General features: G+C 71.9%; 20 protein-coding genes. 9 read left to right on the top strand and 11 right to left on the bottom strand.

Annotation, left to right across the window (positions count from 1 at the left end; all coding sequences use genetic code 11):
• Nucleotides 1-58 precede the first annotated feature (58 nt).
• On the bottom strand, nucleotides 59-3,217 hold the full coding sequence (ileS, locus tag E4198_RS21415) for an isoleucine--tRNA ligase (RefSeq protein WP_136184587.1): 3,159 nt from the start codon (nucleotides 3,215-3,217) through the stop codon (nucleotides 59-61).
• 498 nt (nucleotides 3,218-3,715) lie between these two features.
• Between ileS and E4198_RS21425 the strand changes: the two genes are divergently transcribed.
• Nucleotides 3,716-4,756, top strand: a complete 1,041-nt coding sequence (locus tag E4198_RS21425; protein WP_136184588.1) for a TraR/DksA C4-type zinc finger protein — start codon at nucleotides 3,716-3,718, stop codon at nucleotides 4,754-4,756.
• Between the two features lie 58 nt (nucleotides 4,757-4,814).
• Nucleotides 4,815-5,468 (top strand): signal peptidase II, encoded by a 654-nt coding sequence (lspA, locus tag E4198_RS21430; protein ID WP_136184589.1) that lies wholly within the window; start codon nucleotides 4,815-4,817, stop codon nucleotides 5,466-5,468.
• A gap of 41 nt (nucleotides 5,469-5,509) precedes the next feature.
• On the opposite strand, the gene E4198_RS21435 is transcribed toward lspA, so the two are convergent.
• Nucleotides 5,510-6,721, bottom strand: coding sequence for a peptidase M6 (locus E4198_RS21435; RefSeq protein ID WP_136184590.1), 1,212 nt, complete (start codon nucleotides 6,719-6,721; stop codon nucleotides 5,510-5,512).
• A gap of 138 nt (nucleotides 6,722-6,859) precedes the next feature.
• Between E4198_RS21435 and E4198_RS21440 the strand changes: the two genes are divergently transcribed.
• Nucleotides 6,860-7,801, top strand: coding sequence for an RluA family pseudouridine synthase (locus E4198_RS21440; RefSeq protein ID WP_136184591.1), 942 nt, complete (start codon nucleotides 6,860-6,862; stop codon nucleotides 7,799-7,801).
• 231 nt (nucleotides 7,802-8,032) lie between these two features.
• Here the strand turns inward: E4198_RS21440 and E4198_RS21445 are convergent, their stop codons facing one another.
• Nucleotides 8,033-9,166, bottom strand: coding sequence for a mechanosensitive ion channel domain-containing protein (locus tag E4198_RS21445; RefSeq protein WP_136184592.1), 1,134 nt, complete (start codon nucleotides 9,164-9,166; stop codon nucleotides 8,033-8,035).
• 122 nt (nucleotides 9,167-9,288) lie between these two features.
• Between E4198_RS21445 and E4198_RS21450 the strand changes: the two genes are divergently transcribed.
• The gene (locus E4198_RS21450) at nucleotides 9,289-9,894 is read left to right on the top strand and encodes a dienelactone hydrolase family protein (protein ID WP_210732875.1); all 606 of its coding nucleotides are present in this window, start codon (nucleotides 9,289-9,291) and stop codon (nucleotides 9,892-9,894) included.
• Between the two features lie 17 nt (nucleotides 9,895-9,911).
• Here the strand turns inward: E4198_RS21450 and E4198_RS21455 are convergent, their stop codons facing one another.
• The 4 genes from E4198_RS21455 to E4198_RS25075 form a co-directional block, all read right to left on the bottom strand.
• The gene (locus E4198_RS21455) at nucleotides 9,912-11,591 is read right to left on the bottom strand and encodes an alkaline phosphatase D family protein (RefSeq protein ID WP_136184593.1); all 1,680 of its coding nucleotides are present in this window, start codon (nucleotides 11,589-11,591) and stop codon (nucleotides 9,912-9,914) included.
• 106 nt (nucleotides 11,592-11,697) lie between these two features.
• Nucleotides 11,698-12,618 carry a thioredoxin domain-containing protein gene (locus E4198_RS21460; RefSeq protein WP_136184594.1) on the bottom strand — a complete coding sequence of 307 codons (921 nt, stop codon included), beginning with the start codon at nucleotides 12,616-12,618 and terminating at the stop codon, nucleotides 11,698-11,700.
• 46 nt (nucleotides 12,619-12,664) lie between these two features.
• Complete coding sequence (locus E4198_RS21465; RefSeq protein WP_247597784.1) at nucleotides 12,665-13,357, bottom strand: hypothetical protein; 693 nt, start codon at nucleotides 13,355-13,357, stop codon at nucleotides 12,665-12,667.
• Nucleotides 13,358-13,423: 66 nt separating this feature from the next.
• Nucleotides 13,424-13,573, bottom strand: a complete 150-nt coding sequence (locus E4198_RS25075; protein WP_168711339.1) for a hypothetical protein — start codon at nucleotides 13,571-13,573, stop codon at nucleotides 13,424-13,426.
• 222 nt (nucleotides 13,574-13,795) lie between these two features.
• Between E4198_RS25075 and dnaE the strand changes: the two genes are divergently transcribed.
• Nucleotides 13,796-17,338, top strand: coding sequence for a DNA polymerase III subunit alpha (gene dnaE, locus E4198_RS21470; RefSeq protein WP_136184595.1), 3,543 nt, complete (start codon nucleotides 13,796-13,798; stop codon nucleotides 17,336-17,338).
• 94 nt (nucleotides 17,339-17,432) lie between these two features.
• Here dnaE and E4198_RS21475 read toward each other — a convergent pair whose 3' ends face one another.
• The 3 genes from E4198_RS21475 to E4198_RS21485 form a co-directional block, all read right to left on the bottom strand.
• A complete protein-coding gene (locus E4198_RS21475; protein ID WP_136184596.1) occupies nucleotides 17,433-18,605 on the bottom strand; it encodes a GDSL-type esterase/lipase family protein in 1,173 nt (390 codons plus the stop codon).
• A gap of 51 nt (nucleotides 18,606-18,656) precedes the next feature.
• Complete coding sequence (locus E4198_RS21480; RefSeq protein WP_136184597.1) at nucleotides 18,657-19,226, bottom strand: TetR/AcrR family transcriptional regulator; 570 nt, start codon at nucleotides 19,224-19,226, stop codon at nucleotides 18,657-18,659.
• A gap of 122 nt (nucleotides 19,227-19,348) precedes the next feature.
• On the bottom strand, nucleotides 19,349-19,672 hold the full coding sequence (locus tag E4198_RS21485; RefSeq protein ID WP_136184598.1) for a hypothetical protein: 324 nt from the start codon (nucleotides 19,670-19,672) through the stop codon (nucleotides 19,349-19,351).
• Between the two features lie 276 nt (nucleotides 19,673-19,948).
• Here E4198_RS21485 and E4198_RS21490 point away from each other — a divergent pair, with 276 nt between their 5' ends.
• The 3 genes from E4198_RS21490 to E4198_RS21500 all read left to right on the top strand — a co-directional run bounded on the left by E4198_RS21490 (nucleotide 19,949) and on the right by E4198_RS21500 (nucleotide 23,010).
• Entirely contained in the window at nucleotides 19,949-20,356 is a 408-nt protein-coding gene (locus E4198_RS21490) for a hypothetical protein (protein WP_247597785.1), read from the top strand.
• 63 nt (nucleotides 20,357-20,419) lie between these two features.
• Nucleotides 20,420-22,024, top strand: coding sequence for an MFS transporter (locus E4198_RS21495; protein ID WP_136184599.1), 1,605 nt, complete (start codon nucleotides 20,420-20,422; stop codon nucleotides 22,022-22,024).
• Nucleotides 22,025-22,137: 113 nt separating this feature from the next.
• Nucleotides 22,138-23,010, top strand: a complete 873-nt coding sequence (locus E4198_RS21500) for an AraC family transcriptional regulator (protein ID WP_136184600.1) — start codon at nucleotides 22,138-22,140, stop codon at nucleotides 23,008-23,010.
• 175 nt (nucleotides 23,011-23,185) lie between these two features.
• On the opposite strand, the gene E4198_RS25080 is transcribed toward E4198_RS21500, so the two are convergent.
• Entirely contained in the window at nucleotides 23,186-23,344 is a 159-nt protein-coding gene (locus E4198_RS25080; RefSeq protein ID WP_168711486.1) for a hypothetical protein, read from the bottom strand.
• 192 nt (nucleotides 23,345-23,536) lie between these two features.
• Between E4198_RS25080 and E4198_RS21505 the strand changes: the two genes are divergently transcribed.
• Nucleotides 23,537-24,772, top strand: a complete 1,236-nt coding sequence (locus tag E4198_RS21505; RefSeq protein WP_136184601.1) for an NYN domain-containing protein — start codon at nucleotides 23,537-23,539, stop codon at nucleotides 24,770-24,772.
• Nucleotides 24,773-25,042 lie beyond the last annotated feature (270 nt).

Below are 25,042 nucleotides of genomic sequence, written 5' to 3' on the forward strand. Positions count from 1 at the left end.
GGGAGACCGCCCACGGGGCGGCCACCCGCAGGCGGCCGCCCCGTGGGGAGTCGTCGGTTCAGGCCCGCCGCAGGCGGAACGTGAGGCCGAGCGCCTCGTCCACGACGGGGTCGCCGAAGGTGTCGTCGGCCTCGCCTTCGGAGAAGCTCGTCGCGAGCACCTCCTCGGAGATCAGCTCCGCGTGGTCCGTCAGCGCCCGGCGGACCTCCCCGTCGGCGGCGGACCAGCGGAGGGCGATGCGGTCCGCCACGTCCAGCCCGGAGTTCTTCCGCGACTCCTGGATGAGCCGGATTGCGTCGCGCGCCAGCCCGGCCCGTCGCAGCTCGGGCGTGATCTTCAGGTCAAGGGCGACCGTGGCGCCGGAGTCGGAGGCCACGGACCATCCCTCGCGCGGGGTCTCGGTGATGATGACCTCCTCCGGCGAGAGGGTCACCGTCTCACCGTCGACCTCCACCGAGGCCCTGCCCTCGCGCAGGGCGACGGACAGGGCCGCGGCGTCGGCTGCCGCGACAGCCTTGGCCACCGCCTGCGTGTTCTTGCCGAACCGCCGCCCCAGTGCACGGAAGTTGCCCTTGGCGCTGGTGTCGACAAGCGAGCCGCCGACGTCGGCGAGGGTGGCGATGTCGTAGACGTTGAGCTCCTCGGTGATCTGCCGCCGCAGATCCGGCGACAGCGTCGAGAAGCCCTGTGCCGCGACCAGAGCCCGGGACAGCGGCTGACGGGTCTTCACGCCCGACTCCGCCCGTGTCGCCCGGCCCAGCTCGACGAGCCGCCGTACGAGAAGCATGTCGCCGGACAACTCCGGGTCGATCGCGCCCAGGTCGGCCTCCGGCCACGTCGCGAGGTGCACCGAGTCCGGCGCGCCGGGCGTCACGGGCACCACGAGGTCCTGCCAGACCCGTTCGGAGATGAACGGCACCAGCGGGGCCATCAGCCGGGTCACCGTCTCCAGGGTGTCGTGCAGGGTGCGCAGCGCCGCCGGGTCCGCCTGCCAGAAGCGGCGGCGGGAGCGGCGCACGTACCAGTTCGACAGATCGTCGACGAACGTGGACAGCAGCTTGCCGGCGCGCTGGGTGTCGTAGTTCTCCATCGCGACGGTGACCTGGTCGGTCAGCGCGTGGAGTTCGCTGAGCAGCCAGCGGTCCAGCAGCGGGCGGTCGCCCGGCGCCGGATCGGCCCCGCTCGGGGCCCAGGCGCCGGTGCGGGCGTACAGGGCCTGGAAGGCGACCGTGTTCCAGTAGGTCAGCAGCGTCTTGCGGACGACCTCCTGGATGGTGCCGTGCCCGACGCGCCGCGCCGCCCACGGCGAGCCGCCGGCCGCCATGAACCAGCGCACCGCGTCCGCGCCGTGCGCGTCCATCAGCGGGATGGGTTCGAGGATGTTGCCCAGGTGCTTGGACATCTTGCGCCCGTCCTCGGCAAGGATGTGGCCGAGGCAGACGACGTTCTCGTAGGAGGACCTGTCGAAGACGAGCGTGCCGACGGCCATCAGCGTGTAGAACCAGCCGCGGGTCTGGTCGATGGCCTCGGAGATGAACTGCGCCGGGTAGCGCTGCTCGAAGACCTCCTTGTTCTTGTACGGGTACCCCCACTGCGCGAACGGCATCGCGCCCGAGTCGTACCAGGCGTCGATGACCTCCGGCACGCGCGTGGACGTCCCGCCGCACGTCGGGCAGGGGAAGGTGACCTCGTCGATGTACGGGCGGTGCGGGTCCAGCCCGGACTGGTCGGTGCCGGTCAGCTCGCCCAGCTCGGCCCGGGAGCCCACGACGACCGTGTGCTCCTCCGCGCACCGCCACACGGGCAGCGGGGTGCCCCAGTAGCGGTTGCGGGACAGGGCCCAGTCGATGTTGTTGTTCAGCCAGTCGCCGAACCGGCCGTGCTTGACCGAGTCCGGGTACCAGTTGGTGCGCTCGTTCTCCCGCAGCAGCGCGTCCTTGACCTGCGTGGTGCGGATGTACCACGAGGGCTGTGCGTAGTAGAGCAGCGCGGTGTGGCAGCGCCAGCAGTGCGGGTAGCTGTGCTCGTAGGCGACGTGCCGGAACAGCAGGCCGCGCGCCTCGAGGTCGGCGACCAGCTTCTCGTCCGCCTTCTTGAAGAACGCGCCGCCGACCAGGCCGACGCCCTCCTCGAACGTGCCGTCCGCGCGCACCGGGTTGACCACGGGGAGGCCGTAGCGGCGGCAGGTCGCCAGGTCGTCCTCGCCGAACGCGGGGGACTGGTGCACCAGGCCGGTGCCGTCCTCTGTGGTGACGTACTCGGCGTTGACGACGAAGTGGGCGTCCGGGACGTCCACCAGCGCGAAGGGCCGGTCGTACGCCCAGCGCTCCATCTCGGCGCCGGTGAAGCGCTGCCCGGTGGCCTCCCAGCCGTCGCCCAGGGCCTTCCCCAGCAGCGGTTCGGCGACGACCAGCTTCTCGTTCCCGTCCGTGGCGACCACGTACGTCACCTCGGGGTGCGCGGCGACGGCCGTGTTGGACACCAGGGTCCAGGGGGTCGTCGTCCACACCAGCAGCGCGGCCTCGCCGGCCAGCGGGCCGGAGGTCAGCGGGAAGCGGACGAAGACCGACGGGTCGACGACCGTCTCGTAGCCCTGCGCCAGCTCGTGGTCCGACAGACCGGTGCCGCAGCGCGGGCACCAGGGGGCCACGCGGTGGTCCTGGACCAGCAGGCCCTTCGCGTGGATCTGCTTGAGCGACCACCACACGGACTCGACGTACTCCGGGTCCATGGTGCGGTAGGCGTCGTCCAGGTCCACCCAGTAGCCCATACGGGTGGTGAGCTCGGCGAACGCGTCGGTGTGCCGGGTCACCGACTCGCGGCACTTCGCGTTGAACTCCGCGATGCCGTAGTTCTCGATGTCCTTCTTGCCGGAGAAGCCCAGTTCCTTCTCCACCGCCAGCTCGACCGGGAGGCCGTGGCAGTCCCAGCCGGCCTTGCGCGCCACGTGGTACCCCCGCATGGTGCGGAAGCGGGGGAAGACGTCCTTGAAGACGCGGGCCTCGATGTGGTGCGCGCCGGGCATTCCGTTCGCGGTGGGCGGGCCCTCGTAGAACACCCACTCGGGGCGTCCCTCGGACTGCTCCAGGGTGCGGGCGAAGACCTTGTGCTCGCGCCAGAAGTCGAGCACCGCGTGCTCGAGCGCGGGCAGGTCGACCTGGGCGGGCACCTGGTGGTACAGCGGCTTGTCGTGCTGCTGCGGCGATTCGGGACTCATCGTCGGTCGTCTTCCTCCGGCGGACTGGCGTGCTTCCGTCGGAGGGACGAGACGCGCCTGAAAACGGCGCTCCCGCGGTACCACCCTCCTTGGCGGCGGTGTCGTGTCCGCCGCCCCCTCATTGGGGCCGCGCTGCCGGGTCTACTCGCCCGCACGCGTGGCGTGCGGGCTTTCTGCCGGCGGCTCCGGGGTGATTTTCACGTCGCGCTCGTCCCCGGGCTCACACCGTCCCCGGGTCGCTCCTGACTGCCTGACGACGCTACTCGTCCCCATCCACGCCTTTCGCTGAACCCAGTGTACGGGCCGCCGCGCTCGGCGCGGACCGGTTTTCCCCCGGCGGTGCGGGGCACAACGCCATCGCAAGGCGTACGGAGACCGTGAAGACGGTCCGACCGGGCGATCGGAAGCGGCGCGTCCCGTTGCCGCCCACCGGAAGTCGATTTATCGTTCCGGTCACGATTCGCGAGCAAGATCACAGTATGTGAAGGGGCCGCGGCCATGGTGGCGAGGAAGACCGCCGCGAAGAAGTCTTCCGGCAGGAAGCCGGCGGCGAAGCGCGCGTCCGCGAAGTCGGCTGCGCCCGGGAAGACGGCGGCGCGGAAGACGGCGTCCCGGCGCACCGCGACCGACGAGGCCGTCTCCGGCGCGACCCCGGCGCGGAAGACGGCGGCCCCCCGGAAGAGGGCGGCGGGGGAGAAGGCGGCGGGGGAGAAGGCGGCGGGGGAGAAGGCGGCGGGGGCGGCGAAGAGCGCGGGCAGGAAGACTGCAGCGAAGAAGGCTGCTCCGAAGAAGACCGCCTCCACCACGGCGGCAAGGAAGGCCGCGGCGAAGAAGACGAGCTCGCCCGGAAAGACGACGGCGAAGAAGACCGCGGCCAAGAAGACCGCGGCCAAGAAGACTCCGGCCAAGAAGACCGCGGCCAAGAAGACCACCACGAAGAAGGCGACCGCCGAGAGGGCGAAGACCGCGTCCAGGAAGACGTCCGCCCGGAAAGCCCCGGCCCAGCCCGCTCCTGCCGGCAAGAAGACCGCCCGGAAGACCCCCGCCAAGAAGACAGGAGCCCAGAAGGTGGCTGCGAAGAAGACTCCGGCGAAGGCCGCGGCGGTCCCCACCGCCCGTTCGGCCCAGGCCGCCCCCCTCACACCCGGTGAGCTGCCCGTGCGCCCCGGGGAGGACCCCTGGACGCCCGCAGAGGTCGAGGAGGCCCGCACCAACCTGGAGGACGAGGCGGGGCGGCTGCGGGACGAGATCCAGGCCTCCGAGGAGGCACTGAGCGGGCTGCTGCGGGACGCGGGCGACACAGCCGGCGACGACGACGCCGACACCGGGACCCGGAACATCACGCGCGAGCACGAGATGTCCCTGGCCGCGAACGCCCGGGAGAGCCTGTACCAGACGGACCGCGCGCTGGAGCGCATCGAGGCCGGCACGTACGGCCTGTGCGAGAACTGCGGCAGGCCGATCGGCAAGGCGCGGATGCAGGCGTTCCCGCGCGCGACCCTCTGCGTGGAGTGCAAGCAGAAGCAGGAGCGACGCTGAAACGGCGGTCCGGCGCACGGGTGACGGGGTGCGTACCGCTGTGTCGTACCCTCGTCACGTGAACGAGGTGGAGCGGGCGATCGAGACCCCGGACGAGGACGAGGCCGCGAGAGACCGGTCCGAGCACACGGCCGACGTGCCGGAGGGCGCTCGGCACCGGGACGGCGCGTCGAACGACGCCGGACCCGCCGAGCCGCCCCAGGACACGGAGCAGACCGGTCCCAGGGGGCCGCGCCGCATTCCGATGCTGCTCGGCGTTGCCGCCGTCGCCTACGTCCTCGACCTGGTCAGCAAGCTGATCGTGGTCGCGTACCTCGAGCACCGCGCGCCGATCGAGCTGATCGGCGAGTGGCTGCAGTTCGAGGTGGTGCGCAACCGCGGTGCCGCCTTCGGCATCGGCGAGGCGCTCACCATCGTCCTGACCGCCATCGCCGTCGTCGTGATCGTGGTGATCGCCCGCCTGGCCCGGAGGCTGTACAGCACGCCGTGGGCCGTGGCGCTCGGCCTGCTGCTCGGTGGTGCCTTCGGCAATCTCACCGACCGGCTGTTCCGCTCGCCGGGCGTCTTTCAGGGCGCGGTGGTCGACTTCATCGCCCCCCGGCACTTCGCCGTGTTCAACCTCGCCGACTCCGCCATCGTCTGCGGCGGCATCCTGATCGTGCTGCTCTCCTTCCGCGGCCTCGACCCGGACGGCACCGTCCACAAGGACTGAGCCCGCGAGGACCGGCCTCCGGGCGGGCCCGCAGCGTTCCGTCAGGGCCTGCTGACCCGCACCCGGTACCGGCCGCCGTGGTGCCCGGTGACCGCGACGGTGACGCCACTCGCGAACGTGTGGCGCTCCCCGGGCCGCAGCGGCGCGTCACCCAGCTCGGCGAGCTCCTCCGGCGAACGGCCGGTGCAGGCGGGCCCGCCGCCGCTGGCCGGGCGGCCGTCCACCACCCGCACCGGGCCTTGCCCGGTGGGCACCCGGGAGTCGACGGTGTAGAGCAGTACGCCCTCCGCGCAGATGCCGCGGTCCAGGCCGACCCGTGTGCGGGCTTCGGCCACGATCGCCGAGTGCTCGCCGGTCTTCACCACCGCCATCGTCGCCCCCTCCGGCGAGCCGACGGGCTTCAGCGTGTGCGTGGCCGAGCGGTCGGTGACGCAGGCGACCTGGTCGTCCGTGATCCACCCGAACTTCCACTTGTGCCAGCCCAGCAGGTCGGAGATGCCGGCCATGCTCATCGTGTCCCAGCCGCCCGCGTACTCCACCGAGGCGCCGCGCTCGACGTTGTACAGGTCGGGCAGGCCGTAGAGGTGGTTGGCCTCGTGCACGAAGTTGCCGCGCTGCCATATGGCCGAGTCGTTGTTGCGTCCGAAGACCAGCGCGGCCGCGCGAAGGGTGTGGCCGCCTGCGCGCAGCCCTTCGAAGGTGTTGGCCTGGGAGACCGTCGGGCGGGCCGGCACGTTGTCGTCCGCGACGACGTACACGAAGTCGGCACCGGCGAAATCGGTGCCGCGCGCGACGGCGGCGTCGACGGCGTCCTGCACGTAGGCGCGCATCACCTCCGAGCTGATGCCGCGCTCGACTCCGTACGCCGACCAGGGTTTCGGCATCCGCACCCAGTCGCGGGTCGGTTCCAGTTCCAGCCGGTACCTGCCGTACGAGGCGAGGTCCAGGTACCGGTCGCCGTAGTCGGCGAAGAACGCGAACCGCTCCGGAGCGGAGCCGGCCGCCGGGATGTCCTCGAAGTCGACCATGATCATGATCGCCTTCTTGTGTCCTGTCGGATGGATGAACTCCTCCGTCATCGGCCCTTCGCTGAAGCCGGCCGACCCGGCGATCGCGCAGTCCCCGGAGATGGCCGGAGCCGCGGAACCGTGCTGCGGGTCCAGTGCCATGACCACCGCGGTCAGGGCGGTGGCGGTGGCCACCGCGATGGATCTGCTGCCGGGTATCCGTCTGTGGCCGGCCGCTGCGGACATGGAGAGGCTCCCTCCGGGAAAGGTGTCCCGACGTAGTCACACGGTCACGAAGAGGTGGCGTCGGCGCATGCGGAGGGGGGCCGCGCGGGTGAGGTCCGGCCGCAGGCGGCGGACGGGCGGTCCGGCATACTCGAGCAGGTGAGTACGCTTCCCGAGATCCGCACCCTGCCCGTACCGGACGGCCTGGAGGGCGAGCGCGTCGACGCCGCGCTGGCCCGCATGTTCGGCTTCTCCCGCACCAAGGCGGCCGAGCTCGCGGCCGGCGGCAAGGTGCGGCTGGACGGTTCGGCGGCCGGCAAGTCCGACCGCGTCAGCGGCGGGGCCTGGATCGAGGTCGAGATGCCCGCTCCGGCCGCTCCGGTGCAGGTGGTCGCGGAGCCCGTGGAGGGCATGGACATCGTGCACGACGACGAGCACGTCGTCGTCGTCGCCAAGCCGGTCGGCGTGGCCGCCCACCCCAGCCCGGGCTGGACCGGGCCCACCGTCATCGGCGGTCTCGCCGCCGCCGGCTACACCATCACCACCTCCGGCGCGGCCGAGCGCCAGGGCATCGTGCACCGGCTGGACGTCGGCACGTCCGGGCTCATGACCGTCGCCAAGTCGGAGCGGGCGTACACCCTGCTCAAGCAGCAGTTCCGGGAACGCACCGTCGACAAGCGGTACCACGCGCTCGTCCAGGGCCACCCCGACCCGCTCAGCGGCACCATCGACGCGCCGATCGGCCGCCACCCGCAGCACGACTACAAGTGGGCCGTGACCGCCGCGGGCAAGCCGTCGGTCACGCACTACGACCTGATCGAGGCGTTCCGCGCCGCCAGCCTCCTCGACATCAAGCTCGAGACCGGCCGCACCCACCAGATCCGCGTCCACATGTCCGCCCACCGCCACCCCTGCGTCGGTGACCTCACCTACGGCGCCGACCCCACGCTCGCCAAGCGGCTGCGACTGGGCCGCCAGTGGCTGCACGCCGTGCGGCTCGGCTTCACGCACCCGGCGGACGGCCGCTGGGTGGAGTTCGAGAGCGACTACCCGGACGATCTCGCGCAGGCACTGGAGACCGTGCGGGCGGAGAGCTCGTAGGGGTGGACCAACTCGCCCTGTCTTCGCCCTGCTGCTCGGGGCGGTCGTCATGGTGCCGGTGGCCGAACGGCTCAGCGTCCCCTCGCCGTCGTGCTGGCCACCCTGCTGGTGCAGGGCCTCAACGAGCCCGAAACCGACCCGGAGGTCGTCGAACGTCCTCCACCGGCTCGACGTCCGCAGCTTCTGCGGCCACGGCGGGGTGCGCGCGTAGCGCGCCCGCCGGGCCGGGGTTCAGGCCTCGGGGGAGCCGTCGCCGTCCGGGGGTCCGCCGCGTGCCCCCTGCGCCGGTACGGGGTGGCGGGGCGCGGCCTCATCCGGGCGGGCGTGCCCGGCTCCCAGAGCCGGGGCCGTCGCGATCCGCGGCAGGGCGTACGGGTGCTCGCGCCGCACCCACTCCAGCAGCTCCTCCCGCACCCCGCACTGCAGCGTCCACCAGTCGTCGGTGTCCCTCGCCGACATCGCGGCCCGCACCTGGATCGTCGTGGGCGTGGAGTCCGTGACGACGAGGCTCCACGTACGCCGGTCCCAGTCGTCGCGGGACTCCAGCAGTTCCCGCAGGTACTCCCGGAGGGCCTTGACCGGCGTCGCGTGGTCGAGGTGCAGGTAGACCGTGCAGGTCAGTTCCGTGCCGCCCCGGGACCAGTTCTCGTACGGCTTGCTGTTGAAGTACGAGACCGGCATGGTCAGCCGGCGGTCGTCCCAGATGCGCACCGTCAGAAAGGCCAGGCTGATCTCCTCCACGACGCCCCACTCGCCCTCGACGACCACGGTGTCCCCGATCTTCACCGACGAGCCGAAGGCGACCTGGAGGCCGGCGAAGAGGTTGCCCAGCATCGACTGGGCGGCGACACCGGCGACGATGCCGATGACGCCCGCCGAGGCGAGCAGCGACGCGCCGAGCGTCCGCATGCCGGGGAAGAGCGCCAGGATCGCGACGGACCCCGCGACGACCGCGATCAGGAACGTCGCCACCCGCTGGATCATCGTGAGCTGGGTGCGGAAGCGGCGGATGCGGCGCGGGTCCCGGGTGTTGGCGGCGAACCGGGTCAGCGAGGTCTCGGCGATCGCGGAGGCGATGCGCACCGCGAGCCACACGGTGCCGGCCACCGTCACCAGCGCCAGGCACTTGAGGACGACCCTGTCGTGGTCGGTGTCGATGCCCGACCAGCCGTAGGTGGCCTGGAAGACGCCGGTGACCAGCACCACCTGGAGCGGGATGCGGCAGCCGCGCAGCAGCCCCCACAGCGGCGTCTCGGGATGTCTGCGGTCCGCGGCGTGCAGCAGGCGGTCGACGACCCAGCCGACCAGCAGGGTCAGCGCGACCGTGCAGCCGATCACGATGAGCGGACGCAGCAGGGCCTCCATGAAGGACGCAGCTCCTCTCCTCGGCGGAATCGGGCGGTTCGGGCCGGGCGCCCGCAGGGCGGGCCGACCACCGTCCCGACGGTCGAAACGCTAGCTGGCAGGATGAGAATGTACGAAGTCGCATGCCTGTGGGAAGAGACACGATCGTGGCAACCGTCCTGCTGTTCCACTCCGTCCATGGGCTGCGGCCCGCCGTACACGCCGCCGCGGACCGGCTGCGTGAGGCCGGTCACACGGTGCACGTCCCCGACCTGTACGACGGCCGGGTCGCCGGAAGCGTCGAGGACGGACGCGACATCGAGGAAGCGATCGGCCACGAGGAACTGCTGAAGCGGGCCGTGGCCGCCGCCGCGCCGCACTCCGAGGGCGGCCTCGTCTACGCCGGGTTCTCGCTCGGCGCGGCCCTCGCCCAGAACCTCGCGCTCGCCGACGCGCAGGCCCGCGGCCTGCTCCTCCTGCACGGCACCTCCGACCTGCCGGACGACGCGGCGGTCGACGACCTGCCCGTGCAGCTGCACGTCGCCGACCCCGACCCGTTCGAGACGCACGACTGGCTGAACGCCTGGTACCTGCGGATGCGGCGGGCCGGGGCCGACGTCGAGGTGTTCCGCCACCGCGGCGCCGGGCACCTCTACACCGACCCCGAGCTGCCCGACCACGACGCGGAGGCGGCCGAGGCGACATGGCGCACCGCCCTGGGTTTCCTGGCGGACGTCGCCCCGGCCTGATCCCGCTGCCGGCGGCGTCAGGCCACCGGGTCGTCCGTACGCTCCAGGCGTCCGCCGCCCGCCGGCTTGCGGTACGAGCGCAGGTGCTGCGTCCCGGTGCCGGCGTCGGTCTTGTCGCCGATGGCGTAGTAGTCCATCTGCGCCCGCTCGGCGGTGAGGTCGAGCACGCCGTACCCGTGGGAGTCCATGTCCACCCACCGCACATGCCGGTTGGCGGCCTTGACCGCCACCTCGGCGACCGTGGAGACGGTGTGCGGCGGGGCGTGCACGATGTCGTCGACGTTGTCCGAGGTCACCGAGGACACGACGAACTCGGCGGCCACCGGCTCGTCCCACGGGTAGGTCGCGGCCTCCACGGGCACGTCGTTGGCGAGGTGCATGTGGATGTCGCCGGTGAGGAACACCGTGCCGTCGATGCCGTTGTCGCGGAGGTGGGCGAGGAGCTCGCGGCGGTCGTCGGTGTAGCCGTCCCACTGGTCGACGTTCACCGCGAGCCCGCCCGCCGGGATGCCGAGCAGCTGTGCCAGCGGACGCAGCAGGTAGGCGGGCACCGACCCGAAGGCGATGGGGGAGATCATCACGGAGGTGCCGACCATTCGCCAGGTCGCCTCGGACGCGCTGAGCCCGGCCTTCAGCCAGTCCAGCTGCCGCCGCCCGGTCATCGTGCGGTCCGGGTCGTCGATGACGTCGCCGTCGCCCAGGGACGGCTGCGCGTCCCGGAACGACCGCAGGTCCAGCAGGTGCAGGTCGGCCAGCCGGCCGAAGCGCAGCCGCCGGTAGGTGGTGCCCTCGGTGGCCGGACGCACCGGCATCCACTCGAAGTACGCCTGCTTGGCGGCCCGTACGCGCGCCGCCCAGTCGCCCTCCGCTCCGGGCGTGTGGTTCTCCGCGCCCCCGGACCAGGCGTCGTTGGCGAATTCGTGGTCGTCCCAGATGGCGATGAGCGGGTGGGCGGCGTGCATCGCCTGGAGGTCGGCGTCCGTCTTGTAGTGCCCGTGGCGGGCCCGGTAGTCGGAGAGGCTCTGCACCTCGTGGGTGGGGAAGATCTCGCGGATCTTGTCCTCTTCGAGCGGGTACTCGCCGGTGCCGTACTCGTAGACGTAGTCGCCGAGGTGGACCACGGCGTTCAGGTCGTTGCGGGCGGCCAGGTGCCGGTAGGCGGCGAACCAGCCGCTCTCCCAGTTGGCGCACGAGACCGTGGCGAAGCGAAGGTTGCCCGCGGTGACGTCGGCCGCGGGCGCGGTGCGGGTGCGGCCGGCGGGCGAGGTGGCGCCCCCGGCGGTGAAGCGGAACCAGTAGGTGGTGTCCGGGCGGAGGCCGCGTACGTCGGCCTTGACGGTGTGGTCGGTGGCGGCGGACGTGGTCGCCGAACCTTCGGCCGCCAGGGAGGCGAAGGCGTCGTCCTCGGCGACCTGCCACCGCACCTCGGTGGCCGCGCCGCGTCCGGAGCCGGGTGTCGCGTCGGGGGAGGGGGTCAGCCGGGTCCACAGCAGTACGCCGTCGGACAGCGGGTCGCCGGAGGCGACACCGTGCTGGAAGGCGGGGCCCACGGCCGCCAGGGCCGGCCCGGATATACCGAGCCCGAGCGGGAGCAGCGCGGCGGATGCCGCACCCGCGGCGACGACGGTACGCCGTCGGGGTGCGTGCGCGCGGGGTGCAACGGATCTGCGGGGAGTGGTGCTCTCTGCGTCAGTCACGCCCGCAGACGTTACCGTTCGGTACGGCCAACGGGCAGGCCGCCTCGCGAAGTTGGCCTGCCCGTCACCGTCATGTCAGGAGCTGCCGAGGCCGCTCCCCGGTCTCTCAGCCGTGGTCGTGGCCATCGCCTTCGCCGTGGCCGTCTCCCGCGTCACCGCCGCTACCGCCGTCGCCGCCACCGAGCTTCTCCTCGATCAGCGAGGTGAACTGCTGCGGCATCATGGGCGGGCTCTGGCCGTCGACGGTCAGCTTCTCGCCGTCCAGCTTCAGGGTGGGGGTACCCTGGATCTTCTCGTCCTGGAACTGCTGCGAGATCTTCATGGCCCAGGCGTCGTAGGTGCCGTTCTCGACGGCCTTCTCGAACTCCTTGTTGCCCTTCAGCCCGTCGACCTTCTGGGCGAGGTCGATCAGGTAGGCGTCGTCGCCGAACTTGTCGTCGGCCTCCTCCGGATGGCCGTCCTTGGAGAACAGGACCTCCTTGTAGGCCATGAAGGCCTCGGGGCTCTCGTTCAGCGCCGCGCCCAGGGCGCTCAGGGAGTTCTTCGAGCCGGTGCCGCTGAAGGTCGGGTTCTCGTCGATGAAGGTGCCGAAGGTGTACGAGACCTTGTAGTCCCCGTCCTCCATGCCCTTCTTCACGGTCTCGCCGACGTTCTGCTCGAAGCCGGCGCAGACCGGGCAGCGCATGTCCTCGTAGATGGCGAGGGTGTGTTTGGCGGACTCGTCGCCGATGACGATGTCGGTGCCGCCCATGCCCAAGGTGTTCTCGGGCGCCTTGTAGGTCACGCCGTCGGCGGAGGCGCCGGGGCCCTCCTTGGCCACCTGGGCCGCCGTCTCCCAGTGGCCCTCGCCGCCGGTCAGGTTGGTGACGGCCCAGCCGATGCCGCCGGCCAGTGCGAGCACGGCCACGATGCCGCCGCTGATCGCCAGCGTGCGGCGCATCTTCTCCTTCTTGGCCTGCTTCTCGCGCTCGATGCGCAGCCGCTCGCGGGCGGCGCGCTTGGCTTCCTGGCTGTTGCGCTTGCTCATGTCGGGTTCTCCGTGCGTGGTGGGGGTGGTTGCGGACGTGCGCCGGTCAGGCCGCGAGGGCCGGAGCGACGGGCGGTCCGCGCCGCAGCACGGAGTGGAGGAGCAGGGGGAGCGGACGCGACGCGGGTACGGCGGCCGGGTGCCGGGGGCGTGCGGGCGCGTCCGACGGCACCGGACGGGCCCGGGCGGCCAGCAGCAGCGGCCGGAACGCGGTGGCTGCCGCCGCGCGCAGCAGCCGCGCCACCGCGGCCTCGCCGCGGCGCAGCCAGCCGGCGGCGGCGAGGCCGACGGCGACGTGCGCGGCAAGCAGCAGCCAGGGAGAGCCCTGCTGGAGTGTTCCGCCGAGGCCGGTGCCGCCGGAGGCAGCCACCTGGGCCAGCGGAGTGCCGACCTCGCCCCCCGCGCACAGCACGTCGATCCCGACCGAACGCAGCGGGCCCGTCACCGGCCCGCCTCCGGGGCCGTAGCAGGCGTGCCGGCCGTTGGTGAAGACGGTGTCGGCGAACAGCTCCAGCGGGATCAGCAGCGCCGCGATGCGCCAGAAGCCGCGCTCCCGGCCGGCGAGGGCGAACGCGACCAGGAACACCGCGACGCCGATCACGCCGAGGGTCACCGGCGGCACGGGGGAGCCGGACAGCAGCACGTGGGCGCCGCTGGACAGCGCGACGCACAACGCGGTGAAGACCGCGGCGCGCGTGGCGCGGAGTCCCGTCGTCGTCCCTGTGGTCGCCATGTCCATCGCGGCCCGAGTGTGCCACGCCGGGGCGTAAAGCGGCACTAAAACGGTCCGGCTCAGGGCCTTCCCTTACAGGCCCGGAATGCGTCCGTTACGGAACAGGTCGACGAAGATCCGGTGGTCACGGCGCGTGCGCGCGCCGTAGGCGTGGGCGTGGGCGAAGTCAACGAGCATCCGCGCGAAGCCCTCCTCGTCCGGGCCGGTCTGCTGGCTTGTCATGTCGCTCGCCCCTTCTGCCGCGCGCGCCGTGTCGGCGGTCTCCTCGTGCGAGCGTAGGCGTGGGGTCCGCTCCCGTCCCGCAGACCCGGCCCGGCCCGGGCCTGCGGGACGGGAGCGGGCGGCGCCTTCCGCGTCGCGTCGGGCGTTGTCAGTGGCGGCCCGTAGACTCCTCAATCGCCCCAGAAGACCCGCCCAGGACCCGCGCCGGAGGTGGCCCGCCCCGTGTCAGAGCAGCCGTTCACCCATCTGCATGTGCACACGCAGTACTCGCTCCTGGACGGCGCCGCGCGTCTGAAGGACATGTTCTCGGCGTGCAACGAGATGAACATGTCGCACATCGCGATCACCGACCACGGCAACCTGCACGGCGCGTACGACTTCTTCCACCAGGCGCAGGCCGCCGGCGTCACCCCCGTGATGGGCATCGAGGCGTACCTGGCCCCGGAGTCGCGGCGGAACCTGCGTCCGGTGAAGTGGGGCACCCCGCACCAGAAGCGGGACGACGTCTCCGGTAACGGCGCCTACACCCACATGACCATGTGGGCGCGGAACAGCACAGGCCTCTACAACCTCTTCCGCGCCCAGTCGCGGGCCGGTCTGGAGGGCTTCTTCCGCAAACCACGGATGGACCGCGAGCTGCTGGCCGAGTACGCGGACGGCCTGATGGCCACGACCGGCTGCCCGTCGGGCGAGGTGAGCACCCGTATCCGTCTCGGTCAGATGGACGAGGCGCTGAAGGCGGCCGGCGAGTACCAGGACATCTTCGGCAAGGAGAACTTCTTCGTCGAACTGATGGACCACGGCATCGACATCGACAAGCGGGCGCGGGCCGGCCTGGAGGAGATCGCCCGCAAGCTCGACGCGCCCTTCGTGGTCACCAACGACTCGCACTACACCTACGAGCGGGAGGCCAGCGCGCACGACACGCTGCTGTGCATCCAGACCGGCTCCAACCTCTCCGACCCGGACCGGTTCAGCTTCGACGGGGCGGGCTACTACCTGAAGTCCGCCGCCGAGATGTACGCGATCGACAACTCCGACGCCTGGCAGCAGGGCTGCCTCAACACGCAGCGACTCATCGCCGACCGGGTGGACACCACCGGCATGTTCGCCAAGCGCGACCTGATGCCCCGGTTCGACGTGCCGCAGGGGTACGACGAGGTCTCCTGGTTCCAGGAGGAGGTCCGCCGCGGCATGGCCCGCCGCTACCCGTCCGGCGTTCCCGAGGACCGCCAGGCCCAGGCGGACTACGAGATGAAGGTCGTCATCGACATGGGCTTCCCCGGGTACTTCCTGGTGGTCGCCGACTTCATCATGTGGGCCAAGAACAACGGCATCGCCGTCGGCCCCGGCCGCGGCTCCGCGGCCGGTTCGATCGTGTCCTACGCAATGGGCATCACCGACCTCGACCCGATCGAGCACGGGCTGATCTTCGAGCGGTTTCTCAATCCCGAGCGCGTCACCATGCCCGACGTCGACATCGACTTCGACGAGCGCAGGCGGGGCGACGTGATCCGCTACGTCACCGAGAAGTACGGCGCCGACAAGGTGTCCATGATCGGCACCTACGGCACCATCAAGGCGAAGGCCGCCATCAAGGACGCCTCCCGTGTGCTGGGCTACCCGTACGCGATGGGTGACCGCATCACCAAGGCGATGCCGGCCGACGTGCTGGGCAAGGGCATCCCGCTCTCCGGCATCACCGACAAGGACCACCCGCGCTACAGCGAGGCCGGCGAGGTCCGCGGGATGTACGAGAACGAGCCGGACGTCACCAAGGTCATCGACGCCGCCCGCGGTATCGAGGGCCTGGTCCGGCAGATGGGCGTGCACGCCGCCGGCGTCATCATGTCCAGCGAACGCCTCATCGACCACGTGCCGGTGTTCTCCCCGAAGAACGACGGGACGGTCGTCACCCAGTGGGACTACCCCAGCTGTGAGGCCCTCGGCCTGCTCAAGATGGACTTCCTGGGCCTGCGGAACCTCACGATCATGGACGACGCCGTCAAGCTCATCAAGAAGAACAAGGGCGTCGAACTCACCCTGCTCGACCTGACGCTGGACGACCCCAAGACCTTCGAACTGCTCTGCCGCGGCGACACGCTCGGCGTCTTCCAGTTCGACGGCGGGCCGATGCGCTCGCTGCTGCGGCTGATGAAGCCGGACAACTTCGAGGACATCTCCGCCGTCTCGGCCCTTTACCGGCCCGGCCCGATGGGCATGAACTCGCACATCAACTACGCCCTGCGGAAGAACGGCCAGCAGGAGATCACCCCGATCCACCCGGAGCTGGAGGAGCCCCTCAAGGAGGTCCTCGGCATCACCTACGGCCTGATCGTCTACCAGGAGCAGGTGCAGAAGGCCGCCCAGGTCCTCGCCGGCTACTCCCTCGGACAGGCCGACCTGCTGCGCCGCGCCATGGGCAAGAAGAAGCAGGAGGTCCTGGACGCCGAGTTCGTCAACTTCCAGAAGGGCGCCCGGGACAAGGGCTACTCCGACGAGGCGATCCAGGCCGTGTGGGACGTGCTGGTCCCCTTCGCCGGCTACGCCTTCAACAAGGCCCACTCCTCCGCGTACGGGCTGGTCACCTACTGGACGGCGTACCTCAAGGCCAACTACCCCGCCGAGTACATGGCGGCGCTGCTCACCTCGGTGCGCGACGACAAGGACAAGTCGGCGATCTACCTCAACGAGTGCCGCAAGATGGGCATCAAGGTGCTCCCGCCGGACGTCAACGAGTCCGACGCCAACTTCACGCCGCAGGGCGACGACACCATCGTCTTCGGCCTCACCGCCGTGCGGAACGTCGGCAACAACGTCGTCGACTCGATCGTGCGGTGCCGGAAGTCGAAGGGGAAGTACTCCTCCTTCCCGGACTTCCTCGACAAGGTCGAGGCCGTGGTGTGCAACAAGCGCACCGTCGAATCGCTCATCAAGGCCGGGGCGTTCGACGAGATGGGCCACACCCGGAAGGGCCTCACCGCCCACTTCGAAACCATGATCGACAACGTGGTGCAGGTGAAGAGGAAGGAGGCGGAGGGCCAGTTCGACCTGTTCGGCGGCATGGGTGACGACACCGCCGACGACACCCCTGCCTTCGGCCTGGACGTGGAGTTCTCCGACATCGAGTGGGACAAGACCTACCTGCTCGCCCAGGAGCGGGAGATGCTCGGCCTGTACGTCTCCGACCACCCCCTCTTCGGCCTGGAGCACGTCCTCAACGACAAGGCCGACGCCGCCATCGCCCAGCTCACCGGGGGCGACTACTCCGACGGCTCGATCGTCACCATCGGCGGCATCATCTCCGGCCTCCAGCGGAAGATGACCAAGCAGGGCAACGCGTGGGCCATCGCCACCGTCGAGGACCTGGCCGGCTCCCTCGACTGCATGTTCTTCCCCGCGACGTACCAGCTCGTCTCGACCCAGCTCGTCGAGGACGCCGTGGTCTTCGTCAAGGGCCGCCTCGACAAGCGGGAGGACGTCCCCCGGCTGGTGGCCATGGAGCTGATGATCCCCGACTTGAGCGAGGCCTCCGCCAACGCGCCGGTGACCCTCACCATCCCCACGGTGAAGATCACGCCTCCGCTGGTCGAGAAACTCGGCGAGGTGCTGACTCATCACCGCGGCAACACTGAGGTCCGGGTCCGTCTCCAGGGGGCCCGCAAGACCACGGTCCTGCGCTTGGACCGCCACCGCGTCACCGTCGACCCCGCCCTCTTCGGCGACCTCAAGCAGCTCTTGGGCCCCGCCTGCCTCACGGGCTGACGCCCTCGTCCCTCCGGCGCGCCGGTCCGTCACCCCCTGCCGGACCGGCACCCCCGCCGGATTCCCGGCCTCTTGGGCCCCGCCAGGCATGGGCTCAGGCGAAGGGGCCGGTGCGGGTGAAGGCGTGGTGGGCGAAGCGTTCGCCGATGAGCCGGTGGGTGGCGGCGTCGGGGTGGAGGCCGTCCGGCAGGGGGTGAGCGGCGGCGTCGGACGCGCCGTACAGGGCGAGGCCGTCGAGGTGGTGCAGGTGGGGGTCCTCGGCGGCGCGTTGCCGCACGATGCCGGCCAGTTCGTCGCGGATGACGCGCAGCGTGAGCTTTCCGTCCGCGACCTCGGCGGGGTCGCCGGTCGCCACGAAACCGAGCCGGCCCTCGGCCAGCGCCGCGAGGTCGAAGGCGCAGGGGCCGGGAGTGTCCTCGTGTATCGGGCAGTGCAGCGGCGAGACGACCAGCAGCGGCGTGGTGGGGTGGCCGTCGCGGATCGTGTCGAGGAAGCCGTGCACCGCCGGAGTGAAGGCCCGCAGTCGCATCAGGTCCGCGTTGACCAGGTTGATGCCCAGCTTGAGGCTGATCAGGTCCGCGGGGGTGTCCCGGACGGCGCGGGCGGTGAACGGGTCGAGCAGGGCGCTGCCGCTCAGCCCGAGGTTGATCAGCTCCACGCCGCCGAGCGAGGCGGCGAGGGCCGGCCAGGTGGTGGTGGGGCTCGCCGCCTCGGAGCCGTGGCTGATGGAGCTGCCGTGGTGCACCCACGCCCGGCGGCCCCGGTCGGGGAGGGGTGCCACGGGTGCGTCGGTGCGCAGGGCGACGAGTTCGGTGATCTCGTTGTGCGGCAGCCAGATCTCGACGTCCTTCTCGTCGCCGGGCAGGCCGGTGAAGCGGAGCGTTCCGGGGTGTCCGGGGACATGCTCGGTTGCCCCAGTCGACATGTCGATGCGGACGACGTTGCCTCCGGTCACACTCGCCTGATCGGTGAGACGTCCGTTCACGAGTAGGTCGTACACCCCCTCCAGGCGGTCGGGGGCGCCCGCGTACTGCCGCCTGGTGGGCAGCGTCTCCAGCTCGACGGCTGTGGCGCGGGTGCGGAACGCCAGCCGTACGCCGGAGGGTTGGGCCTCGGCCATCGCCAGCTGAGGGTCGGCGCACTGCGCGCGGGCACGTGCGGGCAGCCGGTGCGGCAGCACGCCGTGCGGGGTGCGTTCCAGATCGAGCGCGCCGCGCAGGAGGCCGGCGGTGAAGGGTGTGGTGATCCAGGCGTGTCGGGCGTTCATGGTGTCGTCGTCCCGTTCGGTGCGTTCCGTGCGTGGCGGGGGAGGGGCGTGTCAGGGAGTGGATGTGCGGCGCAGCAGGGCGTCGAGGCGGTCCACGATCCAGCGCCAGGATTCCTGCGGGTCGGGCGCGCTGTGGTCGAAGCCGCCGGCCAGTTCGAGGCTGACGTAGCCGTGGAAGACGCCGCCCAGCAGGCGAACGGCGTGCGTCTCGTCCGGCTCGGCGAGGTCGTAGCCGCGCAGCAGGGCGCGCATCATCTGCGCGTGCCGCACTCCCGCGCTCGCCGCGGCCGTCTCCGGGTCGAGCGGCAGGCGGGCCGCGGTGTAGCGGCCGGGGTGCTCGCGCGCGTAGGTGCGGTAGACGTCGGCGAACGCGGTCAGCGCGTCCCGGCCGGCGCGTCCGGCGAGCGCGTCGGCGGCCCGGTCGGCCATCTCCTCCAGGGCGAGCAGCGCGATGCCGGTCCTGAGGCTCTGCGAGTTCTGCACGTGGGAGTACAGGCTGGCGACCTTGACGTCGAACCGCCGGGCGAGCGCCGTGAGCGTCACCTGCTCGAAGCCGGCTTCGTCGGCCAGCTCCGCCCCCGCGCGGATCAGGCGCTCGGCGGTCAGTCCTCTGCGCGGCACGTGAGCCTCCAGCCTTCATGCATATGGTCACTACCTAAATCCTTTAGGCGGTGACCATAGCAGTGCTGGAGAGAGAGGGGGTGAAGCCGGTGGCCGGTGGTGAAGGGCCTTCCGCGGCGGTGTCAGCCCTCGACGTGGAGGTACACGCCGTGGGAGCCGCCAGCCTGGTCGTTGGCCGGGCCTACGGTCTCGGGCTCGAAACGGAGCACGGCACCGGTGTCGTCGACGTCCTTGATCGTGACCTTGACGCCGTCGGCCAGCCCCAGAAAGCCGGTGCCCTTGATCTCGGCGACGTGCGTGGTCTCCGGGCGGGCGTAGTCGAAGGTGACCTTGTTCGGATTCTCGTAGGTGACCTGGAAGTCCGTCACCCCGAAGCGGGACGCGAGCGGAACGTCCGCCGTGCCGTCGACAAAAATCTCGCAGTCCGCCTCGCGACACGTCGACACATCGGATCCGTCCAGCTGCCAGGAGGGCGGGAGGGGCGGACGTCTCGGCGTGTGGCGTGCCGCTCGTCGAACGGTCCGGCGCCGCGTCGCCGGGGCCGGACCGGAGCCGGCCCCGGATCCGGTGCCGCCGGAGCCGCCGAGGAGCAGGCGGGGGCGACCAGTGCCGCCGCGAGGAGCAGCCCGCAGCGGAGAGGGTGCGCGTGACGCATTACCGACCCCGGACGGCCGCGGGCGCTGGACGGCTCGCCGGACGCGCACGAGGGCGGCGTCCTCGCCGTGGCGTTCTCCCCGGACGGCCGGACGCTCGCCAGCGGCGGCGCCGACCGCACCGTGCGGCTGTGGGATGTCGCGGCACCCGCCTCGGCCGAACCACTGGGACAGCCGCTGACCGGCCATGTCGACACCGTCACCACCGTCCCCTTCAGCCCGGCGAAACCACCCTGGCGGTCCGCCGGGTACGACCTGACGGCACGCCTGTGGACCCTGGACGCGGACCGGGCCGCGGACACGGTGTGCGCCCGCACCCGCGGTGTGCTGACCCCGCCGAGTGGCGGGAGCACCTGCCCGGACTGCCCTTCCGGCGCCCCTGCGACGACGCGGACTGCGCGGACCGGGCCCCGCCCCGGTCCGAGCGCGGCGGAGAGGTGCGCGGCGGCCGAGGCCCGGTGTGCGCCACCGGGGTGAGCGCGCCCGCGCCCGCCCGCGCGACCCGGTGCCCGGCGGCGTCGCTCGCCTAGCGTCGGCAGGATGAACCTCGGACGGGCCCGCAGCGCCGGCCTGCTGCACGTGACGGATCACGCCGAACACCGCGGCACGGGTGAGCGCCCCGGTCCGCGGGACGTTCCCCCGGCGGCGGTGCTCACCACCGGCTGCGCCGCGCTGTTCCTGCTCGGCGTCAACACCACGGCCATCAACGCCGCCCTGCCCGCGATCGCCGGGGACCTGGACATCGGCGCCACCGCCCTGGGCTGGGCGGTCGGCATCTACATGCTGGTCGTCGCCGCCCTGGTGGTGGTCGGCGGGCGGCTCGGCGACATGCTCGGCCAGCGCACCGTCCTGACCGCGGGTCTGCTGGTCTTCGCGGTCGGCGCGGTCCTCGTCGCCGTCTGCACCGCGACGCCGCTGCTGCTGGTCGGCAGGTTCGTCCAGGGGGTGGGCGCCGCGCTGATGATGCCCGGCACGATGGCCGTGCTGCGGCTGGCGTACCCGCCCGAGCGGCAAGGCTTCGCGCAGGGAGTGTGGGGCGCGGTCGCCGGGATCGCGTTCGCTGTCGGCCCACTGATCGGGGGCGTGCTCACCGACGAACTCTCCTGGCGCTGGGTGTGGTGGGGGAGCGCGCTGTGGGCCCTGCTGGTGACCGTCGTCGGCCAGTACGCGCTGCGCGGGCTGCCCGGCCGGGAACCCTGGACCGGACTGGACGTCCCCGGGGCGCTGCTGCTCGCGGTGGCGCTGCCGGCCCTCGTCCTCGCCTTCCAGCAGATCCCGGTGTGGGGCGCCGGGTCGCCCGCGGTCGTCGCTGCCTTCGTGGTGGCGGCGGTGGGACTGGTCGCCCTCGTCGCGGTGGAGTCGCGGCGCCGCTCACCGCTGCTGCACCTGCGCCTGCTGAGGGAACCCGCCGTGATCGCGGCTTGCCTCGGCACCTGCGTCAACGCCCTGTTCCTCATCGGGCTGCTGTACTTCTTCAACCTCTACGCCCAGGCCCAGGCCGCCCTCGACTACTCGGCCCTCCTCGCCAGCGCCGCACTCCTGCCGTACGGGGCCTGCGTGTTCGCCGCGTCCCTGCTCATCGGCCGGCTCTGCGACCGCGTGGGCTTCCGGCTGCCGGTGGCCGGCGGCCTCGTCTGCGCCGCGGTGGGGGCGCTGCTGCTGGCCCGCACCGACGCCGCCACCGGTTACGCGGAGCTGTGGCCCGCCACGGCCGTCCTCGGCATCGGTGTGGGCATCACCCTCTCGTCCCCCTCCGGCGCCGGGCTGCGCGCCCTTCCGCCGCAGCACGCGGGGGAGGGCGCGGGCATCATCAATGTGGTGCGCTACCTCGCTGCCGCGCTCGTCGTCTCCATCGGCACCCTGGTGTTCCTCTCCACGGGCGCCGCTCGCCTGAACGCGCGGCTGGCCGAGGCCGGTGTGCCCCCGCGGGACGACGCGCGGGTGGACCGGCTGCTGACAGGGGTGGGCGAACGTCTCAGCGTCGTCGAACAGGGCCTCGGCCCGGCGGCGCGGCAGGCCGTCCGCGAGGGTGCCGCCGCCGGAATCGCGCACGGCTTCGCCATGGTGATGCTCTGGCTGGGGGTCCTGACGCTGCTGTCGATCCCCGCGTGGCTGCTGCTGGTGCGCACGCCTTCCCGGCGCTGAGTCCGGCCCTGCCCAGCCGCACTGCGCCACCCGACCGGACCGGGGCGGCAGATGTCGGGTGCGGACCATCCCGGCGCCCGTAGCTTCGACAGCGGAACGGGAAGGTGATCAGGGTGCTGGAGCGGTGGAACGCGGCCATGGAGCACGTCGAGCAACGCCTCGGCGAGAGCCCCGGGGAGCCGGTCGAGGCGGGCGAACTCGCCCGCCTCACCGCGACGTCGGAGTATCACTTCCGGCGGATGTTCTCCGCGCTGGCCGGGATGCCGCTGTCCGTCTACGTGCGCCGCCGCAGGCTCACCCTCGCGGGCGCGGAGGTGCTCGCGGGAGGGGAGAGTCTGCTCGACATCGCCGTCCGCCACGGGTACGGCTCGGGCGAGGCGTTCGCCCGCGCCTTCCGCGCCCAGCACGGCGTGGGCCCGGCGGACGCCCGTCGACGCGGCGCCGCACTGGAGGCACAGCCCCGGATGACCTTCCGCCTCGTCGTCGAAGGGAGCAGCAGCATGCGGTACCGGATCGTGGTCAAGTCCGCCTTCCGGCTGGTGGGGCCCAGCACACGGGTCCCGCTGGTGCACGAGGGGATGAACCCGGCCATCGTGGAATTCGTCCGGGGCATCGACCCGGCGGTCCTGGAAAGCCTGGCGGGCCTGTCCGACCAGGAGCCCCGCGGCATCGTCTCCGCGAGCCACAACGTGCCCGAACGACGCCGGGAGGGCGGTGAACTCGACTACCACCACGGAGTGGTGACCACCGCCGAGCCGCCTCGGGGCGTGGACGCGCTGGAGGTCCCCGCGGGCACGTGGGCGGTCTTCGAGAGCTCGGGCGAGTTCCCGAAGGCGCTCCAGTACCTGTGGCGGGACGTCTTCACCCAGTGGTTCCCTTCCAACCCCTACCGGAGCCGCCCCGGACCGGAGATCAGCGCCACTCGCCTCTCCGCGGACGGCACCCACGCCGACGCCGAACTCTGGATCCCGGTCGAGCCGGACTGACGGCCGTCCGGCATCCGCGCGGCGCGCCCCGAGGTGGTGCGTGCCTCGGCGCGGCGGGTGACCCGGGACTGCTCGTGGTACAGGGAGTCCCGGGCACGCACGGGAGGGAGGGCGCACCCCGGAGCGCGCCCTCCCTCCCGTCCACCCGCTGGTCCGCGCAGCGGCGCGGGCCCCGTCAGTTGTGGCCGAACGAGGGCTTCTTGCCCTTGCGCGCGATGTCCGCCGGCGAACCCGTCTGCTCCCGCGCGTCGGAGCCCTTCTGGCCCTGCTCCGTGGCGCGCTCCGCACCCTGCTTCTGCGCCCGACTCCGGTCCTGCTTCTTCTGCTTGGCCATGATCGCCTCCAGGTGATCCGTGGGGTAAGGCCGGAATCAGAGTTACATGTCGTCACAGAAGCCGCATTTCGGGCAATCACCATGAGTGAGGCTGATCCGTGTCCTCCGCCACGCCGATGATCGGGGCGGGGCTGTCAACCACCGCGCCGTCGGGCAGACTCAAGGGGACCGTGCTGGGGAAGAAGGTGGAACGTGGACCGCTGCGTCGTCCTGGTGGACGCCGGCTACCTGCTGGGCGCCGCCGCCAGCCTGCTCGCCGGAGAACCCACCCGCTCCCGGATCAGCGTCGACCACGCCGCTCTCATCCAGGCGCTGCGGGAGCGTGCCGAGAGCGAGACCGATCAGCCGCTGCTGCGCATCTACTGGTTCGACGGTGCGCCCGACCGGGTGCCCCAGCCCGAACACCGCCGGCTCCGCGTCATGCCGCGCGTCACCGTGCGCCTGGGCGCGCTGACCCGCAGCGAGGGACGCTGGGCGCAGAAGGGCGTCGACGCCGCGATGCACGCGGAGCTGACCGAACTCGCCCGCAACCGCGCCTGCTCCGACATCGTCCTGATCACCGGTGACGGGGATCTGCTGCCCGGCCTGATGTCCGCGAAGGAACACGGCGTCGCCGTCCACCTGTGGGCCGTCCAGGCCGCCGACGGCGACTACAACCAGTCCGAGGACCTGGTCGCCGAGGCCGACGAACGACGCGTACTGGACCGCACCTGGATCACCCGGGCGGTACGCGCGCGGGAACCTGCCGGAGTCTGCCCGCCCCAGCCCGCCACCCGGCCCGAGATTGCGGCGATCCTCGCCGCGCCGCTGCCCGACGCCGCCAAGAACGGCGGCGGCACACGGCCCCGCCCCGCCGAGGGTGGCGAGGGGGCCGCCGGTAAGTCGGCCGCCGGGGGCGGCGCCGGTTCCGGCCCCGAGGCACCGGCGGCCAAGGGCGTGCCCACGCCGAAGGACCTCGCGGGACTCGGCCGCCCCGCCCCCACCCCCGCGCACGCGGCTCCCCAGAGCGCGACACTGCGCTGGTCCTCCGACCGCGGCTGGGTCGAACGCGCCAGCGTCCCTCCGGAGAGCGCCGAGGTCGCCGCCCTTCCGATGCTGGCACAGCTCACCACGGCCGAACAGCGCTGGGCCGACCGCGAGGAGGACATCACCGCCGTCGGCGGCGACCCCTTCGAGGTCGGCCAGGTCTTCGCCCGCCGCTGGACGGAACGCCTGGGAACGCCCGTCCACCTGGAGCACCTCTCCGGGGAGTACCCGCGCATTCCGCACCGCATCGACGGCGAACTCCTGCGGTACGCAGCCCGTTTCGGGCTGCTCGCGCACAAGGACGACCAGATCGACGAACACGACCGGTACGCGATCCGGGCCGGTTTCTGGCGCGAGGTCGACACGCGGACGGGCACGGAACGGACCCACCCCGACGCGTAGCCCTCCGGGACGCGCGTCCGCCGAGGAGGTGCTCCCGATGAGGGCGGGCACGTCCCGCCCCGACTGTGGGCTCTCCTCCGCCCGCCGCACTCCGGCGGCAGGTCCGTCCCCTTCATGGCCGCAGCGGCGGCACCGGTCGGCCGGCCCGGTTCTCCGGGGCTCCCGGACGAGGCGGGGACGGACGCCGCAGTGCCCGCGCTCGCGCCGGCAGGGGGAACCGGTACGCACAGCCGGTGCGTACGGCCGGAACACACGCGGGTGTGGCGGGCG

This window comes from Streptomyces sp. RKND-216, assembly GCF_004795255.1.
GTDB lineage: Bacteria > Actinomycetota > Actinomycetes > Streptomycetales > Streptomycetaceae > Streptomyces > Streptomyces hazeniae.

Excerpts from the sequence above, each read along its gene's own strand:
- ileS (WP_136184587.1), bottom strand. The coding sequence starts at position 3,217 with ATGAGTCCCGAATCGCCGCAGCAGCACGACAAGCCGCTGTACCACCAG.
- E4198_RS21425 (WP_136184588.1), top strand. The coding sequence starts at position 3,716 with ATGGTGGCGAGGAAGACCGCCGCGAAGAAGTCTTCCGGCAGGAAGCCG.
- E4198_RS21435 (WP_136184590.1), bottom strand. The coding sequence starts at position 6,721 with ATGTCCGCAGCGGCCGGCCACAGACGGATACCCGGCAGCAGATCCATC.
- E4198_RS21445 (WP_136184592.1), bottom strand. The coding sequence starts at position 9,166 with ATGGAGGCCCTGCTGCGTCCGCTCATCGTGATCGGCTGCACGGTCGCG.
- E4198_RS21450 (WP_210732875.1), top strand. The coding sequence starts at position 9,289 with ATGCCTGTGGGAAGAGACACGATCGTGGCAACCGTCCTGCTGTTCCAC.
- E4198_RS21460 (WP_136184594.1), bottom strand. The coding sequence starts at position 12,618 with ATGAGCAAGCGCAACAGCCAGGAAGCCAAGCGCGCCGCCCGCGAGCGG.
- E4198_RS21465 (WP_247597784.1), bottom strand. The coding sequence starts at position 13,357 with ATGGACATGGCGACCACAGGGACGACGACGGGACTCCGCGCCACGCGC.
- E4198_RS25075 (WP_168711339.1), bottom strand. The coding sequence starts at position 13,573 with ATGACAAGCCAGCAGACCGGCCCGGACGAGGAGGGCTTCGCGCGGATG.
- E4198_RS21475 (WP_136184596.1), bottom strand. The coding sequence starts at position 18,605 with ATGAACGCCCGACACGCCTGGATCACCACACCCTTCACCGCCGGCCTC.
- E4198_RS21495 (WP_136184599.1), top strand. The coding sequence starts at position 20,420 with ATGAACCTCGGACGGGCCCGCAGCGCCGGCCTGCTGCACGTGACGGAT.
- E4198_RS25080 (WP_168711486.1), bottom strand. The coding sequence starts at position 23,344 with ATGGCCAAGCAGAAGAAGCAGGACCGGAGTCGGGCGCAGAAGCAGGGT.